The 16606-nt window shown below is 73.7% G+C and carries 12 protein-coding genes, 2 tRNA genes and 1 pseudogene; 8 read left to right on the top strand and 7 right to left on the bottom strand.

Features of this window, described 5'->3' with window-relative positions:
- Positions 1–18: 18 nt before the first annotated feature.
- The 6 genes and pseudogenes from LG632_RS24475 to LG632_RS24450 all read left to right on the top strand — a co-directional run bounded on the left by LG632_RS24475 (position 19) and on the right by LG632_RS24450 (position 5099).
- A complete protein-coding gene (locus LG632_RS24475; protein ID WP_226729673.1) occupies positions 19–1626 on the top strand; it encodes a hypothetical protein in 1608 nt (535 codons plus the stop codon).
- Positions 1627–1652: 26 nt separating this feature from the next.
- Positions 1653–3020: an AAA domain-containing protein gene (locus LG632_RS24470; RefSeq protein ID WP_226729671.1), complete on the top strand. Its 1368-nt coding sequence runs from the start codon at positions 1653–1655 to the stop codon at positions 3018–3020.
- Positions 3021–3146: 126 nt separating this feature from the next.
- Positions 3147–3710: an NADPH-dependent FMN reductase gene (locus tag LG632_RS24465; RefSeq protein ID WP_226729667.1), complete on the top strand. Its 564-nt coding sequence runs from the start codon at positions 3147–3149 to the stop codon at positions 3708–3710.
- A 110-nt stretch (positions 3711–3820) separates the two neighbouring features.
- Positions 3821–4165 carry a DUF8844 domain-containing protein gene (locus LG632_RS24460; RefSeq protein WP_226729666.1) on the top strand — a complete coding sequence of 115 codons (345 nt, stop codon included), beginning with the start codon at positions 3821–3823 and terminating at the stop codon, positions 4163–4165.
- 197 nt (positions 4166–4362) lie between these two features.
- A pseudogene (locus tag LG632_RS24455) lies at positions 4363–5035 on the top strand (bifunctional DNA primase/polymerase).
- Positions 5026–5099, top strand: a tRNA-Lys gene (locus tag LG632_RS24450). The pseudogene LG632_RS24455 and the gene LG632_RS24450 overlap by 10 nt, the downstream one beginning before the upstream one ends.
- Positions 5100–5163: 64 nt before the next feature.
- Here LG632_RS24450 and LG632_RS24445 read toward each other — a convergent pair.
- Positions 5164–6399: a M6 family metalloprotease domain-containing protein gene (locus LG632_RS24445; protein ID WP_226729664.1), complete on the bottom strand. Its 1236-nt coding sequence runs from the start codon at positions 6397–6399 to the stop codon at positions 5164–5166.
- Between the two features lie 345 nt (positions 6400–6744).
- Between LG632_RS24445 and LG632_RS24440 the strand changes: the two genes are divergently transcribed.
- Positions 6745–8577, top strand: coding sequence for a putative bifunctional diguanylate cyclase/phosphodiesterase (locus tag LG632_RS24440; RefSeq protein WP_374203567.1), 1833 nt, complete (start codon positions 6745–6747; stop codon positions 8575–8577).
- A 67-nt stretch (positions 8578–8644) separates the two neighbouring features.
- Here LG632_RS24440 and LG632_RS24435 read toward each other — a convergent pair whose 3' ends face one another.
- Together LG632_RS24435 and LG632_RS24430 are read right to left on the bottom strand one after the other, a co-directional pair.
- On the bottom strand, positions 8645–10345 hold the full coding sequence (locus tag LG632_RS24435; RefSeq protein ID WP_226729660.1) for a glycosyl hydrolase family 18 protein: 1701 nt from the start codon (positions 10343–10345) through the stop codon (positions 8645–8647).
- A gap of 264 nt (positions 10346–10609) precedes the next feature.
- Positions 10610–11725 carry an LLM class flavin-dependent oxidoreductase gene (locus tag LG632_RS24430; RefSeq protein WP_226729658.1) on the bottom strand — a complete coding sequence of 372 codons (1116 nt, stop codon included), beginning with the start codon at positions 11723–11725 and terminating at the stop codon, positions 10610–10612.
- Positions 11726–11953: 228 nt separating this feature from the next.
- Here LG632_RS24430 and LG632_RS24425 point away from each other — a divergent pair, with 228 nt between their 5' ends.
- Complete coding sequence (locus LG632_RS24425; RefSeq protein WP_226729656.1) at positions 11954–12712, top strand: IclR family transcriptional regulator; 759 nt, start codon at positions 11954–11956, stop codon at positions 12710–12712.
- A gap of 64 nt (positions 12713–12776) precedes the next feature.
- On the opposite strand, the gene LG632_RS24420 is transcribed toward LG632_RS24425, so the two are convergent.
- From LG632_RS24420 to LG632_RS24405, 4 genes are all read right to left on the bottom strand, one after another.
- Positions 12777–12850 (bottom strand) — tRNA-Lys (locus LG632_RS24420).
- A 58-nt stretch (positions 12851–12908) separates the two neighbouring features.
- Positions 12909–14693, bottom strand: a complete 1785-nt coding sequence (locus LG632_RS24415; protein ID WP_226729654.1) for an AMP-binding protein — start codon at positions 14691–14693, stop codon at positions 12909–12911.
- 51 nt (positions 14694–14744) lie between these two features.
- The gene (locus tag LG632_RS24410; RefSeq protein ID WP_226729653.1) at positions 14745–15353 is read right to left on the bottom strand and encodes a lytic polysaccharide monooxygenase auxiliary activity family 9 protein; all 609 of its coding nucleotides are present in this window, start codon (positions 15351–15353) and stop codon (positions 14745–14747) included.
- 237 nt (positions 15354–15590) lie between these two features.
- Entirely contained in the window at positions 15591–16415 is an 825-nt protein-coding gene (locus LG632_RS24405; protein ID WP_374203566.1) for an SPFH domain-containing protein, read from the bottom strand.
- Positions 16416–16606 lie beyond the last annotated feature (191 nt).

Here is a 16606-nt window from a genome sequence, read left to right as displayed (position 1 = left end):
GCTCCGTCGGGCCCCGCCGTGCCCCTGCTGGGCACCCTGGCCCGGCTGCAGGCCGTCCGGGCGGGCCGGGCCTGGCCGCTGGCGACCGTACGGCACCGGCACCTGGCCGAGCGGCCGCTGGTGTTCGTCCCGCTGACCACCGCCGGTGAGGCCGGGGCCCCGCTGGGCGCCATGGTGGGCACCGACCGCGACGCGCCGCGGGTCCTGGTGGTCCCGCAGCCGCGCGACCGCGACCTGCGCTGGGAGTTCCTCGCGGAGCTCGCCGCGTGCGTGATGCCGTACCTGGACGGTTTCATGGACGTGGTGGAGCCGGCGGAGCGCAGCGAGACCGACCCGGAGAGCGGCAAGCGGGTCAAGGTGGAGACCGAGCTGTGCGTGGACGCGCCGCAGCTGGTCGTGCCGAGCCGGGCGGGCGTGGAGTACGTACGGCTGCTGGGGCGGTCGATGCGGTTCCGGCGCACGGCGGAGGAGGATCCGGACCACCCCTATCCGGTGCCGACCCAGGTGCCGCTGCTGGGCCGCTGGTTCACGCACCTCGCCGAGCGGTCCCGGGTGCCCGGCTCCTCGATGCTCCTGTCGGCCACCGAGCTGCTGTCGCGGCACTGGGCGACGGGGCAGAGCAGCCTGGAGGACCAGCATCTGGCCGCGCTGCTGGAGTGGATCGCTGCGCCGGACGGGGAGTCGGGCGCCGAGCGCGCGGTCCGGGCGGAGCTGGCCCGGGACGGGCGCGGCCTGCTGCTGGTGCCCCCGGCCGGTCCGGCCACCGACCCCGCCTTCGACAACAAGCTGCTGGCCCCGGCGATGGCGGCCTTCGACGCGGCCCGCGCCGGTGGGCGGCCGCGCGACGCGGCGCCGGTGCGGCGGGCCGAGGAGGAGATCCGGCGGCTGGTCGAGGAGCAGATGGCCGGCACCTGGCGGTCGGTGTGGCAGGCGATCGACCTGCTGCGCACCCTGCCGCCGGGCGAGCGGGTCGAGCAGCGCTGGACCCGCGACCGCTGGTCCTTCACCGGGCACCGGGACCGGGTCCGGGCGGGCGAGCCGCCGCAGCCGCGCCGGGACGACGCGGTGACGGCGGCGCAGAAGCTCGCCGTGCGGGAGACCGAGCAGGCCCGGCTCGACGCCCAGGAGGCGCTGGACGACCCGTTGGTGATGGCGGGGCGGCGGCTGGCCGGCGAGGCGTTCGAGGGCGAGGTCACCGAGGTGGTGATGGAGTGGACGGACTCCAAGCGGCCCAGTCCCCGCCCGCTGGTGACGCTCTCCACGCAGGACGTGCCGCAGTTGGCCGAGGCGGGCGGCGGCAAGGTGTTCCGGGTGCTGGACGGCAAGACCCAGTCGGCCGCGTTCGTCGGCTATCTGGGGGCCGCCCGCCCCGGCGACGCGGACGACGGGCAGGGCGTGCAGCTGGTGCTGCGCCTGCTGGACCGGATGGGCCGCGGCCGGGAGCCGGAGCCGGGCTCGGTGCCGGAGAAGGGCGACCGGGTGTGCTGGACGCTGTTCGAGCACGACGCCCGCGGCGGGCCGCGGCTGCCCGAGCCCGAGGCGACGCCGTGGACCCACGGCGGGCCGCCCGGTGAGTCCGCCGGGGCCGTGACCGCCGACGCCGTGACCGACGAGGACCTGCTGTGACCCCTGTGCCCGCGAAGCCGGCCGCGATCTCTGGGCCCGCGAACCCGGCCGCACCCTCCGCCGCGGCCGCCTCCGACCCGGGGGCGGCCGCCGCCCGGGCGACCGAGGCGATCCTGCACGACACCCTGCACGCCGCCGAGCGGGGCGTCGTCGTCGACTCCCCGCCGGGGGCCGGCAAGTCGACCCTCGTGGTCCGCGCCGCCCGGGAGCTGGCGGCGGCCGGCCGCCGGCTGATGATCGTGGCGCAGACCAACGCGCAGGTGGACGACCTGGTGCTGCGGCTGGCCGAGAAGGACCCGGAGCTGCGGGTGGGCCGGCTGCACAGCAGCGAGGGCGACGCCTACGACCCCGCCCTGCGGGAGCTGGGCTCGGTCACGCTGTCGGCGAAGCCGGGCGACCTCGCGGAGCTGCCGGTCGTGATCTCGACGGCCGCGAAGTGGGCGTACACCCAGAACGTCGAGCCGTGGGAGCACGCCATCGTCGACGAGGCGTACCAGATGCGTTCGGACGCGCTGCTGGCCGTGGCCGGGCTGTTCGAGCGGGCGCTGTTCGTGGGCGACCCGGGCCAGCTGGACCCGTTCAGCGTGGTCGGGGCCGAGCAGTGGGCGGGGCTGTCGTACGACCCGTCCGCGTCGGCGGTCTCCACGCTGCTCGCCCACAACCCGCGGCTGCCGCAGCACCGGCTGCCGGTGTCCTGGCGGCTGCCGGCCTCGGCGGCTCCGCTGGTGTCGCACGCGTTCTACCCGTACACGCCGTTCCGCAGCGGCACCGGGCCGGGCGAGCGCACGCTGTCGTACGGGGTGCCCTCGGACGGTTCGGGGCCGGACCGGGTCCTGGACGAGGCGGCGGAGGCCGGCTGGGGGCTGCTGGAGCTGCCCGCCCGGCACACGCCGCGGACCGACCCGGAGGCGGTCCGGGCGGTGGCGCTGGTGGTCCGGCGGGCGCTGGACCGCGGGGCGGTCACCCGGGACGAGCAGTCCCCCGAGCCGCGCCCGATGGCGGCGGACCGGATCGCCGTCGGCACGGCCCACCGGGACCAGGCGGCCGCGGTCCGGGCCGCCCTGGCGGAGCTGGGCGTCACCGGGGTCACCGTGGACACCGCCAACCGCCTCCAGGGCCGCGAGTACGACCTCACGGTCGTGCTCCACCCGCTGTCGGGCCGGCCGGACGCGACGGCCTTCCACCTGGAGACGGGCCGGCTGTGCGTGCTCGCGTCGCGGCACCGGCACGCATGCGTGGTGGTGGCCCGCGCGGGCATCGCGGAGGTGCTGGACGAGCATCCCGAGACGGAGCCGGTGCAGCTGGGCGTGACGGTGAAGTTCCCCGACGGGTGGGAGGCCAACCACTCGGTGCTGGCGCACCTGTCCGAGCACCGCGTGGTCTGGCGGCCCTGACCGGGGGGGCGGCGGCGCCGTCCGCCCGCTCCACCGGTTGAGACGGTGGGGCGGAGTCGGTCCCTCCGTGATCTTCCTGTGTTTGGATACGGGCGACCGTCCGCCCAGCCACTCGCAGGAGCTCCCATGCCCCGCCTGCTCGTCCTGTCCACCAGCACCCGCCCCACCTCCGCCGGCCGCCCGCTGGCCCACTGGGTCGCGGGGACCGCCCGCGCCCACGGCGGGTTCTCGGTCGTCGCGGCCGACCTCGCCGAGATCGCCCTCCCCCTGCTCGACGAGCCCGAGCCGGCCGCGTCGGGCCGTTACGTCCACCAGCACACCCGCGACTGGAGCGCCACGGTCAGCGCCAGCGACGCCGTGCTGTTCGTCATGCCGCTGCACAACGGCGGTTTCAGCGCCCCGCTGAAGAACGCCGTCGACTACCTCTACCACGAGTGGAAGGACAAGCCGGTCGGCCTGCTCACCTACAGCGCCGGCCCCACCGGCGGCGCCCCGGCCGCGCAGATGCTCCGCCCGGTCCTCGCCCGCCTGGGCATCCGGACCGCCGAGCGCAGCCCGGCCGTCCCCGGCATCAGCACGCTGGTCGGCGAGCAGGGCTTCACCGCGCCCGAGGGCCTGGCCGACGAGGTCGCCGCCCTGCTCGACGAACTCGCCAAGCTGGCCGCGCAGGAGCCGACCGTCTCGGCGTGACGGGAGGGCGCGGGCCCGCCGGCCGGTACCACCCCCGGGCGCTCTTGCGCGCCGTTGGACAATGGAGGGTGGCCCGGAAGACCGTACGCGCGAGCAGCAGGAGGACACGCATGGCAGAGCCCGAGCGGACCGAGCGGAGGCTGCGGCCGGCGCCGCTGCTCTTCGAGCCCTCGGAGGCTGCCGCGGACCCGGAGCACTTCTTCGACCTGGAGTCCATCGAGGACCCGGGGGAACTGCTCACCCGTGCCACCGAGCTGACCTTGGCCTTCCGGGCCGCGCACGACCGCGCGGTGGAGTTCCAGGCGCTGGCGGCGGCCCAGCTGGCGGACCCCAGCCGGTTCGACCGGCTTCCGCTCTCCGCCATCGCCGAGCGGGCCGACTGGACCGAGGACTACGCCCGCAAGATGGTCGAGTTCGGCGTCGGGCTCCAGCGCGGGACCGTGGAGCCGCAGTGACGGCGGGAACCGCAGGGACCGCGCCACCGCGATGACCGCGCCACCGCGATGACCCGGCCGGGGCCGGGCGGGCCGTCCCGCCCGGCCCCCGGCATATGCGCGGCGCACGATACTCCACCGCACCCCGCCCCGTCCGGGTTTCCCGTAACTCCGCGGAGCCGGACGGGTACGCGCGGTAGACCTGACGCATGACGACGATGACGACGGACACCGGCTGCCCCGCCCGTGACGCCCGCCTCCCCGGCGCCGTCCGCGACTCCGCACCCGCCACCCACGTCACCGCGCAGGGCGCCGCCTGGCTCGCCTCCGCCGCCCCGTACGCGCGCAGCACGCTGGCGGCGTGGCAGGCCCGCCCGAGCGCGCCGGCGGTCCTGCCCTGCGGCACCGCCTTCGACATCGTCAACGTCCCCGTCGTCCTCGGCCGGCGGATGCTGGACCTGCTGTGGAGCGAGGGCCCGGGCTCCGGCCCGGTCGCCGTCCAGCGCGGCCGCATGCTGTTCTTCACCTCCGTCGGGACCGCCCACCGGCTGCCGTCGCTGCTGCACTGGGAGGAGCGGGACGACGCCGTCCCGGCGCCGCTGTGCCACGGCCGCGGGGACGCGGTGACCGTGCCCCCGCTGAGCAGCGTCGCCGGTCCCGCCCGCTGGGTGGTGGCCCCGGACACCCGGTGTCCGTGGCTGCCGGGGGCGGAGGCCCTGCTGTGGGCGTACGTGCGGGCCGCCCGGAACCGGGACGGGGGCGCGGCCGCGGCGGGCCCGGCGGAGCGCTCCGCCGGGCGTGCCGGGCGCCCCGGGCGCGGACCTGCGGATATCGATTTTTCGTTCCGCCGACCGGGATGCTAATGTCTACGACGTCAGCAGGCGCCGCTAGCTCAGTTGGTTAGAGCAGCTGACTCTTAATCAGCGGGTCCGGGGTTCGAGTCCCTGGCGGCGCACAGACGGAAGAAGCCCCCGTTCGCGAGAACGGGGGCTTCTTCGTGTCTCCGGGGCGGCCTCACCTCACGTCGTGATCTTGACCGTGTACGCGCCGGACTGCGTCCGGTCCGCCACCTCGATCCGGACCCGCTCCCCCGGCACCGTGAAGCTCTCGCCCACCTCCAGCGGCGCGTCCGCCAGCGGCGGGTAGACCGAGCGGTCCCAGCAGGCCTCGGTGTCCGGGTGGGCGTCCAGCACCTCGATCGGGCCGCCGCCCGAGGCGGCCTCGTTGCGCACCCGGTAGACGAGCACCCCCTCCGTGCAGGTGTCCCCGTCGTTGCCGGCCGAGCCGCGTGCCTCCACCGCGATCGCGCTGTCCCGGCCGGTGCGGACGACCGCCAGCCGGGTGCCGCCGCTGCCGCCCGGCCGGGGGGCCTCGCCGAGCGGCTGGAGGGTGTGCAGCGAGGCGCCGCTCTGCACGCAGTCCACCTGCTCCCGGCCGAGCCAGCCCAGCTTCCACTTGTGCCAGGCGAACAGGTCCGGGGCCATGCCGAACTGGCTGCCCATGACGTCCCAGTCACCCACGTAGGTGTCCCAGTCGCCCTTGCCGTCCGTCGGGCGGTGGTAGAGGTCGGGCAGGTCGAAGACGTGGCCCGTCTCGTGCGCCAGGACGTTCCGGTCCGGGGGGTGGCGTTCGAAGACGGTGACGATGCGGCGCAGCTCGGCGCCGTCCGCGACGATGGGCCGGTCGAAGTTGACGACCTTGGTGGCGTCGGAGTCCACCCCGGGGGCGTCCGGGTCGGCGACGAAGTACACGACGTCGTACGCCGAGAAGTCCACCACCCGGTCCGCGGTGGCGACCGCGTCGCGCAGGTACGCGGCCCGGTCCTCGGGCGCCCAGTCGCGCTGTATGCGGTACGCGGTGGACGTGCGCGGCATCTGGATCCACCGCGACTGCGGATGGGGGACCAGCCGGAACTTGCCGTACGAGGCCCGCTCGAAGAAGTCGCTGGTGGCGGGGAAGTAGTCGGCGGTGATCTGCTGCGGTGTGGCACGCGGCCGGGCGTCGGGGAAGGACAGGAAGACCATGACCGCGTGGAGGGTGCGCACGGGTCGCGGATAGGCGCGGTTCCACGTGTCCAGCCCGAGCGAGTGGTGCGCCGACGTACGCGTGAGGGCGCACGGCCCGGCCCCGGAATCGGCCACGGCGGGCCCCGCGACGAGCGACATGGCGGCCAGCGCCGTCAGTGAGGTGAGGGCGGCGGCGGTGCTGCGCACGCGGTCGCGTTCCACTCCCACGGGTGTCTGCTGTCGCGGCACATCGACCTCCGGTGGGGGTGTTTGACCTGACTCCTCCACCTTGAGGCGATTGTCGGGGGTATGCCCTGTTCCGCTGCCCCACCCGGGTGAGCGGCGTGCACGGCGCTGACCCGCGCGCTTCACGCGATCGCCTACAGAACGTCACGACCGATCACACGGGATCAGGTGCCGTCCTCGCATGCTCAGAGCTGTGCAGAAACGATCGGGCGGAGGGGTCCGGACCAACCGTCACACCTGCGAAGTGCGGCGTACGGCACGGCGACGCCGCTGGATAGGGCCTTGCGGCAGCCTCTATGATCGGCACACTTTCCTGCGCGGACATCACGAGAACTGCGGGAGCGAGCGGTGGGCGGAACCTCTGAGGAAACCGGTTCGGCGGCCGACAGCATCCGTCCGACCATTACCGAGCGTCACGCTCCGGTGTCAGCGTCCCCGTCCGGCCAGGGCGTGGGCGATCCCGAAGGGCGCGACTTCCGGGCCGCGTTCGACGCCGCGCACCTGCCCATGGCCCTGGTCGACCGGGACGGCTCGGTGGTCGCCGCCAACGAGGCGCTGGCGTCGCTGCTGGGCTCCGCACCGGGCTCCCTGCTCGGGCAGCAGGCCGCCGACCTGGTGGACCTGGCCGCCGAGGCCCGCACCTGGCAGGCGTACCGCGAGGTGCTGCGCGGCCGGCAGGCGCGGCTGCGCTGCACCCGCCGGCTCAAGCACCCCGACGGGCACTCGGTGTGGGCCGAGGTCACGCTGGGGCCCGTACCGGGCACGGGCGACGTACTGCTGTCGGTCGCGGACGTCAGCGACCGGCGCGACCTCCAGGCCCGGCTGCGGCACCTGCAGATGCACGACCCGGTCACCCGGCTGCCCAACCGGGCGCTGTTCTTCGAGCGGCTGGCCGCCGCCCTGGAGGCGTCCTCGTACGAGCGCGGGGGCACCGGCCGGATCGGGCTGTGCTACCTGGACCTCGACGGGTTCAAGGCCGTCAACGACACCCTCGGCCACCGGGTGGGCGACCGGCTGCTGACGGCGGTCGCGGCCCGGCTGACGCAGTGCGCCGACCAGTCCGGCTACGGACGCACCGGCGGGCACCTGGTGGCCCGGCTCGGCGGGGACGAGTTCGCGCTGCTGGTGGAGGACTCCACGGGCACCGAGGAACTGGTCGACCTGGCCCGGTCGGTGCTCGCCGCGGTCCAGGAGCCGTTCGAGCTGGCCGGGCAGCGGCTGTCGGTCTCGGCCTCGATCGGCGTGGTCGAACGGGTCGCCGAGGGCACCTCCGCCACGGGCCTGATGCAGGCCGCGGACACCACGCTGTACTGGGCGAAGGCGGACGGCAAGGCCCGCTGGACCCTGTTCGACCCCGAGCGCAACGCCCACCGGATGACCCGGCAGTCCCTGTCGTCCACCCTGCGGCCGGCGGTGGAACGGGGCGAGTTCGAGCTGGAGTACCAGCCGCTGGTGGACCTGGAGAGCGGCGTCGTGCGCGGGGTGGAGGCGCTGGTGCGCTGGAACCACCCGCAGTTCGGCACGCTGACGCCGAATCGGTTCATCGGAATTGCCGAAGAGGACGGGTCCATCGTGCAGCTGGGGCAGTGGGTGCTGCGCACCGCCTGCCGGCAGGCCCGGCGCTGGCAGATCGAGCACCCGAGCGACTCGCCGGTCTTCGTGTCGGTGAACGTCGCCGTCCGGCAGGTGTGGGACTCCGACCTGGTGGGCGACGTCGCGGAGATCCTCGCCGACACGGGGCTCGCCCCGCAGCTGCTCCAGCTGGAGCTCACCGAGTCGGCGGTCATGGGCTCGGCCGGGCGGCCGCTGCAGGCCCTGCAGGCGCTGAGCGACATGGGCGTGCGCATCGCGATCGACGACTTCGGCACCGGCTACTCCAACCTCGCCTACCTCAGCCGGCTGCCGGTCTCGGTGCTCAAGCTGGACGGCTCGTTCGTACGCGGCTTCCGCTACGAGGAGGGGACGCATCCCAACCCGGCCGACGAGACCATCGTCGAGGCCCTGGTCCAGCTGGCGCACCGGCTCGGGCTGACGGTGACGGCGGAGTGCGTGGAGACCGCCGGGCAGGCGGCCCGGCTGCGCCGGGTGGGCTGCGACACCGGGCAGGGGTGGCTGTACTCCCGCGCGGTGGCACCGGAGCGGATCGCCGAGATGATCGGCGCCCGGACGGCGGCGGACTGACGAAGCCGCCCCCGCTCCTGGGAAGGAGTCGGGGGCGGTCCGCCGCTCGGCGCGGGGTGGGGGGAGATCAGCAGGCGCCGAGGTCCTGCCAGACGCCCCACTCACCGGTGGTGCCGGGCTCCTCGTTCTGCGTCCACCACTTGGCCTTCCAGCTGTGGCCCCGGTGCGAGACCACGCTGCCGCCGGTGTAGACCGTGCCCGCGGCGTACGCCGGGGCGGCGCAGGCGCCGGGCGTCGTCGGCGGGGTGGTCGGGGGCGTGGTCGGAGGCGTCGTCGGCGGGGTGGTCGCAGGCGTCGTCGGCGGGGTGGTCGGCGGCTGCGTGGTGCCGCCGAGGGCGTCCGAGATCTGGTTGAGCAGCGTGGTCTTCTCGTCCAGGCCGAGCAGCGAGTACATCATCGCGCCGGCCAGCCCGCGGCTCTTGCCGTAGTCGACCCGGGCCTGGACGGACTTCTGGTTCAGGCCGGTGAAGAACTCGCCGTCCTTGTAGAAGTACGAGGACTTCGACCGGTCGTCCCAGAAGGTCGTCGCCGGGTTGTCGACGATGCCGCCGAGCTCCTTGTAGTAGGCGATGCCCGCCTGCTGGCTGAGCGGCCGGGCGCCGGAGCCGCCGGTGGCGGCCTGGGCGAGACCGTTGGTGGTGCCCGCCGGGACGCCCTTCCAGCCGCGGTAGTAGAACTCGTAGCCCAGCGTCAGCTTGTGCGCCGGGAAGCCGCCGGCGATGCCGTAGGCAGGGTTGCCGTCGAGCCAGGAGTCGATGGCGTTCTTGATGCCGTACTTCTGGGTGCCCGGCGCGATCGGGTCGGTCGGGTCGGCCGGCGAGTCCAGCAGCGGGGACTGGTGGTACGTCGGCCCGTCGCCGTCCCAGGCGCCGTGCATGTCGTACGTCATGATGTTCGCGTAGTCGAGGTACGCGCCGATCTTGTCCGTCTCGATGTGCCTGATCTTGTCCTGGCCGGCCGGGAGGGCAGCGGTGAGCAGGTACTTCTTGCCGCCGTTGGCCGCCCCGTACGCGTCGAGCTGGGTGCGGAACTCCTTGAGCAGGAGCGTGAAGTTGGCCTTGTCCTCGGGGCCGTAGTGGTTGCCGAGGTGACCGCCCTCGGAGCCCGGGTACTCCCAGTCGATGTCGATGCCGTCGAAGATGCCCGCCGCGGTGCCGGGGCCGCCGAAGCCGCCCTCGACCGGCAGGTTGCCCTTGATGTACTGGTCGATGCAGGAGCTGACGAACTTCTTGCGGCTGGCGTCGGTGAGCGCCGCGTCGTGGAAGTACTTCGAGTACGTCCAGCCGCCGATCGAGATGTTGATCTTCAGGTGGGGGTACTTGGCCTTCAGCTGCTTGAACTGGTTGAAGACGCCCATGATGGGCTGGTCCCACTTGTCCGCGACCCCGCTGACGCTGTCGGCGGCGGAGAAGGACTTCTGGTAGTCGGCGAAGGAGTCGCCCGCGCCGTCACCGGCGTTGGGGTTGTTGTCGTCGCCCGCCGCCTTGTTGGCCTCGAAACAGGTGAGGTTGGTGGGGTGGATGTTGCCGAACGAGTAGTTGATGACGTCCAACTTGCCGGCGATGCCCCGGGTGTCGAGGTGCTTGGGGTAGAAGGCGTTGCCGTACACGCTCCACTGGTCGTAGTACGCGATGCGCACTCCGCCGGCCGCGGCGGAGGTCTCGGTGGAGGCGGCCTGGGCGGTGCCGAGGCTCGCGAAGGACGCCAGCGCGCCGGCGGCCAGCGCGGCCGTGGCGGCGGCCGCGATGAGGGGTTTACGGAAGTGCATGAACAACCTCCGGGGGGTGGGAGGGGAGGAGGTGACAGCCCGGGTGGGAGAAGTGTTAGCGATCTCTTCATCAGCTCGTCAATGGTTTGAACCAAATGAGGACTAGACCAATTCAGGCAGACTTTCCCAAGTCAGAGGCCTGAGGAGACATCAGAAACCGCCCGCCACCCCGGGTGACGAGCGGTTTAAGACTGCCTTGAGGAAGCCCCGCGCACGGTTTCGGCAACAAACCAGCCAAACCCCGTTCACAGGCCCCCGGCGCGGTCAGACGCCCTCGGCGGGCGCCTGGACGGGCATCCCGTACGCATCTGCGACGAGCTCGTACGAGCGCAGGCGCGCGGCCCCGCTGTGCGCGCTGGCGGTCAGCATCAGCTCGTCGGCGCCGGTCCGCTTCGCCAGGTCGTCCAGACCGGAGCGGACCTCGTCGGGGGTGCCGTGGACGATGTTGGCGAGCCAGCTGTCGAGGAACTCCCGTTCCAGCGGGGTGTACGGGTACGCCGCCGCCTCCTGCGGCGTCGGCACCAGCCCGGGCCGGCCCGAGCGCAGCCGGAGCATGGCGAGGGCCCCCGCGCCCACCTGGGCGCGGGCCTCCTCGGCCGTGTCCGCGGCCAGCGCCGAGACGCCGATCATCGCGTAGGGCGCGTCGAGCACGGCCGAGGGGCGGAAGCTCTCCCGGTACAGGTCGAGCGCGGGCAGGGTGCCCGCCGCCGAGAAGTGGTGGGCGTAGGCGAAGGGCAGCCCGAGCTCGCCGGCCAGCCGGGCGCTGAAGCCGGAGGAGCCCAGCAGCCACAGCGGCGGCCGTCCGGTCGGGCCCTGCACCGGGCCGGGCACGGCGTGCACCCGGGAGTAGGGGTGGGCGTCGGGGAAGTCGTCGTCGAGGAACCGGGTGAGCTCGGCGAGCCGGCGCGGGAACTCGTCCGCGGCCTCGTCCAGCCGCCCGGGCCCGCGCAGCGCGGCGGCGGTGCGCCCGTCGGTGCCGGGAGCCCGGCCGAGCCCGAGGTCGATCCGGCCCGGGGCGAGGGCCTCCAGGGTGCCGAACTGCTCGGCGACGGCCAGCGGGGCGTGGTTGGGCAGCATGACCCCGCCCGAGCCGAGCCGGATGCGGGAGGTGTGGGCCGCCAGGTGCGCCAGGATCACGGCCGGGGCGGAGCTGGCGACGCCGGGCATGGAGTGGTGCTCCGCCACCCAGTGCCGCCCGTAACCGCGTGACTCGGCGAGCCGGGCCAGGGCCACGCTGGTGCGCAGGGCGTCGGAGGAGGTGCTGCCGCTGCCCACGGTCGCCAGGTCCAGTACGGACAGCGGCACCGGCGCCGTCCCCAGGGCCGTCCCGCGGATCGGGTCCCCGGCCGTCCCGCGGCTGCCGTCCCCGGTGTCACTCATCGTCGCCCTCCTCGGCTCTGCTCTCCGTACGAAGAGATCGAACAATGGGCAACGCTCGGGCATTCCCGTCACTGGCGGGTACGGCCCATGACAGGGGAATATGCCATTGGAACAGCCACAGGCCGGGCGGCTTGATTGAGCCATCAATCTCATCAACAGGCGCTCCACATGCGCCTCTTGGTGGCTATCGTGGTAGGGCAAGCGGTAACAACCTGCTAGAGGGAAACCGTGGCGCTGAAGCCCGAGCCGACCGCGCCGTTCCACTCGGTGCAGTACGCCCTGCGCGTGCTCGAAACGATCGGACGGCACGCGGGCGGCGTGACCGATGCACAGATCGCCCGCGAAACCGGCCTGCCCACAGTTCACCTCGCCCCGATGCTCCTCATGCTGCGGCGTGAGGGCTACATCGTCGAGGTCTCCGACGGCGCCTACGCCATAGGCGATTCACTGGTCCTCCTCGGCTCGGGGGCGGACCGTCAGCAGGCGCTGCAGAACAAGCTGCAGGAGACCCTGGACCGGCTGCGCGACTCCGTGGGGGCGGCGGTCTACATCAGCCGGTACGTGGACGGCGAGGTCAAGATCACACAGTTCGCCGACAGTCCACGCACGCCCAAGGTGCACGAGTGGGTGGACTTCCGGTCGGCCGCGCACGCCAGCGCGGTCGGCAAGTGCCTGCTGACCCAGCTCGACATCAACGGACGGCGCGACCACCTCTCACGGCACAAGATCGCCCGGCTGACGTCCAAGACGATCGTGAACGAGCGCATCCTGTTCTCGAAGCTGGACTCGCAGCCGGCGACCGTGCCGGTGCTCGATCTCCAGGAGTACGCGGTGGGCACGGTCTGCGCGGCCGTGCCGATCACGGCCGGGGCCTCGGTGGGCTGCCTGGCCCTGTCCATGCCGGTCGAGCACGCGCACCGGCTGCGGGCCGCGGCCGACACGCTGAACCGGAAGGCGGCGCCGCTGCTGCTGTCCCTGACGCTGTAGCCCGCCGACAACGGAAAACACTCAGGGCGGCTTCCGTGAACCGGAAGCCGCCCTGAGTTTCAGGTGCGCCGCCAGGGACTCGAACCCCGGACCCGCTGATTAAGAGTCAGCTGCTCTAACCAACTGAGCTAGCGGCGCCTGCTGACAGAGAAAATACTACCTGGTCCCGAGGGGTGCTCGTGACCACCACCCGCTTTCAGCGTTCCAGCAGGTCCGCACGGCCGTGGGCGGCGTACGCGGCCAGCAGCGCGGCGCGGTCCCGGTCGGTCAGCGGGCGGTAGCCGGCGGCGCCCGGCGGGCGCCACCAGACGGGGTCGCCGTGAGCGGTGAAGCCGGCCCGGCGCAGGGCGACCCGGTGGATCTTGTTGGTGCCGGTGACCGGCATGGCCGGGACGACCCGGACGTAGCGCGGGGCCATCTTGGTGCCGAGGTCGGGCTGCGCGGCCAGGAACGCGGCGAAGGCGTCCGGGTCGAAGACGGCCCCCTCCGCCAACGCCAGGGCGGCCATGACCTGGTCGCCCGCCGCCTCGTCCGGGACGGCGTAGACACAGACCGCGCGGGCCCGCGGCCAGCGGGCGAGGATGTTCTCGATCATGGCGGCGGCGAGGTTCTCACTGTCCACGCGCAGCCGGTCGTCGGCGCGGCCGGCGAAGTAGAGGAAGCCCTCGGCGTCACGGAAGAACAGGTCTCCCGTCCAGTACCAGCCGTCGCGGGTGCGGGCGGCCTCGGCATCGGGGTTGCGCCAGTAGCCCTCGAAGTGGCTGCGGCCCCGGTTGACCAGCTCGCCGATGGCCTCGGAGCCGTTGAGCAGCCGCCCACCGGCGTCGAACCGGGCCGGCGGGCACTCGGCGCCGGTCGCCGGGTCGACCACGGCCAGGTCGTCGCCGGCGCCGGGCCGGCCGAGCGCGCCGGGCGGGGTGTCCGGGGTCAGCTGGACGGAGGCGCCGCCCTCGGTGGCGCCGTACCCCTCGACCAGCGGCACCCCGAACCGCTCGGCGAACCGGGCGGCGTCGACCGGCCCCGCCTCGGTGCCGAAACCCAGGCGCAGCCGGTGGTCGCGGTCCTCGGGGCGGGGTTCGGTCGCCAGCAGGTACTGCACGGCCCGGCCGACGTACGTGAAGTAGGTCGCGCCATGGCGGCGTACGTCGTCCAGGAACGCGGAGGCCGAGAACCGGCGGCGCAGCGCCACGGCGGCACCTCCGGCCAGGGCGGGCAGCCAGTCGGCGATCACGGCGTTGCCGTGGAACATCGGCATGCAGATGTAGTGGACGTCCTCGGGGGTGACCTCGAACCGCCGGGCCAGGGCGTCCCCGGCGGCGGCCAGCCGGCCCTGGGTGCAGATGGCGGCCTTCGGCGCGCCGGTGGAGCCGGAGGTGAAGTAGAGCAGCAGCCGGTCCCCGGGGGCGGGGGCGCGCGGGGCCACCACGTCCTGCGGGCGGGCTCCGGCGTAGGGCGCGAGGAGGCGGGCGTACGCCCCGCCCTGCGCGGGCATGCCGTCCTGGCCGCTCTGGCTGCTCTGGGCGCTCCGGGCGCCCTGGGTGCCCCCGCCGCCCCCGCCGCCCTCGCTGCCCCGGCCGTCCTCGTCGTCGGTGACGAGGACGGTGACGCCGGGCAGGTCGAGGCCGTCGAGGAGCGGCAGGTGGGCGCGCTCGGTGACGAGGATCCGGCAGTCGGTGTGGAGGATGTCGCGGGCCAGTTCGACGCCGCGGCGGGTGGGGTTGATCCCGGCGACGGCGGCCCCGGACAGGGCCGCCGCGCCGAGCCAGAACGGGAACTCGGGGGTGTTGTCGAGCAGCACCCCCACGTGCGGTTCCGCGCCGCGCGGCAGCAGGTCGCGCAGCAGCGCGGCGCGGACGGCGGCCTCCTGGGCGACCCGGTGGTGACTGAGCACGACGTCGTCGCCGTACCGCAGGCCGGGCCGGTGGTCGCCCCACTGGCGGGTGATGAGCTCCGCGACGGTGGCGGGTGTCGTTGTGCCCATGGGGCGGGAGGCTAGCTGACGCATCGTCAGAATTGAACGCCGGTGCGGTGCTCAGAACTGGACGTCGGAGCAGGCGTAGAAGGCGTTGCCGGTGTCGTTGATGGTCCAGACGGCCAGGATCAGGTGCCGGCCGGACTTCCCGGCGGGCAGGGCGCCCTGGTGCGTCGTGGTCATCGGCGGGCGGGCGCCGTTGTAGGCGACGGTGAGGAAGGGCTGGAGTTCGAGCGCGGAGCGGGTGAGGGGCTTGGTCGGATCCCAGCCGTTCTTGGTGACGTAGTACTTGAAGTCGGTGGTGGAGTGGTTGGCGGTGAACTGCCACCGGAACGTGTAGCTCTGGCCACTGCTCACCCGGGTGGCGGGCCAGCTGCCGCCGCGCGGGTCGTCCAGCTGGGCGAACTGGCCGAGGCCCGCCGAGCAGATCCGGCCGTCGGCGGGGCCGGCGGCCGGGAAGCCCTTGGGGCCCTCGACGCTCTGCGGCTCCCACTGGATGGGGCCGCAGTCGGGGACGGTCCGGTTGGCGCAGAGCTTCTGGCGGCTGATGGGGGTGTCGGTGTAGCCGTGGCTGCTGGCCGTCGGGGCGACGGCCAGGGATATGCCGGCGACGACACCGAGCCCGAGCGCGGCGGCGCCGGCCCGTCTGGCGGTACGGGTGTTACGCATGATGCTCCTTGAACGTGGGGGGATGTTCGGAGAGCGCGCGCAGGGGATGATGAGGGGATTTCAGGTCTAGACCAAGTTCCAGACTATGGACGGCAGTTGACGATGTCCATACAGGTGGACGGACGCGATGGCCGGATCGGCGAGAGGGCGGGCGCGAGGTGCCGGGCGCGAGGTGCCGGGCGGGGTGTGAGGGTGGACGGGGACGAGGATGGGACGGGGACCAGGGAGACCAGGGGGCTATTCGGCACGGCCGGTGTAGAAGGCGACGGTCAGGTCCTTGACGAGGGCCTTGCGTTCGTAGTCGTCGAGCTCGACCAGGCCTCGGGAGGTGAGGCGGTTGACGGTGTCGTCGACGGCGTCCACGACGGAGCTCAGCACGCTGTCCCGGTGCTGGGCGTCGAGGGCGGCGACGCGGCGCCGCTGCATGGCGGCGGCGACCTCGGGGGCGTACTCGATGCGGGTGGGCTGGGCCGAGAAGACCTGGATCCCGACGGCCTCGGTCTCGGCGGCCAGGGTGCGGGTCAGCGCGTCACCGACGGCTTCGGCGTCGCGGAGGGTGGGGGCGTCCTGGTGGAAGGCGTCGGCCGGGAGCTGCGAGAGGACCCGGGCCATGGCGGACTCCACCTGCTCGGCCAGGTACGCGGTGTGGTCGGCCACCGCCAAGGTGGCACGGGCGGTGTCCTTGACCTGCCAGACGACGTGGACGACGACCCGGAGGGCGAGGCCGCCGGCGTCGACGGCGGGCATGGGCTCGCTGCGCCAGTGCCGGATCCGGACGTCCACGCGGTGGCGGAGCAGGAGCGGGCTGACCCAGAGCAGGCCGGCACGGCGGACGGTGCCGCGGTAGCGGCCGAAGAGGGTCAGGACCCAGGCGTGGCCGACCTTGCCGCGGCCGAGGCCGCCGAGGGAGAGGAGGGCGAGGATCCCGAGGAAGGCGAGCGGCGGCCAGTGGTGGGCCCGGAGCCCGTGGTACGCCCGGGGCTCCACGCCGAACGCCGCCACGAGCCCCGGCGGCAGCACCCCCGCCCACCAGAGCACGGCCCCGCACCCCGCCAAGGCCACCGCCCCCACCCCCAACGCCACCCCACCGCCCAGCACGGGCCCCCGCACTTCCCGCAACCGCTCGTCCCCCCGGGGGACACGGCGGGGGGCCGGGGTACGGGTGGGTACGGGGGCCGCCTGAGCGGGACCGGCACCCCGCGTCGGAACGGCCGGGACGGGCGGGGCGGGCCGGGCCTGGACGGGGCGGCCCT

It is taken from the genome of Streptomyces antimicrobicus, from assembly GCF_020532625.1.
In the GTDB taxonomy this organism is placed as follows: Bacteria; Actinomycetota; Actinomycetes; order Streptomycetales; family Streptomycetaceae; genus Streptomyces; species Streptomyces antimicrobicus.
Note: the sequence above shows the minus strand (reverse complement) of the source record. Positions and strands in the feature narration are given on the sequence as shown.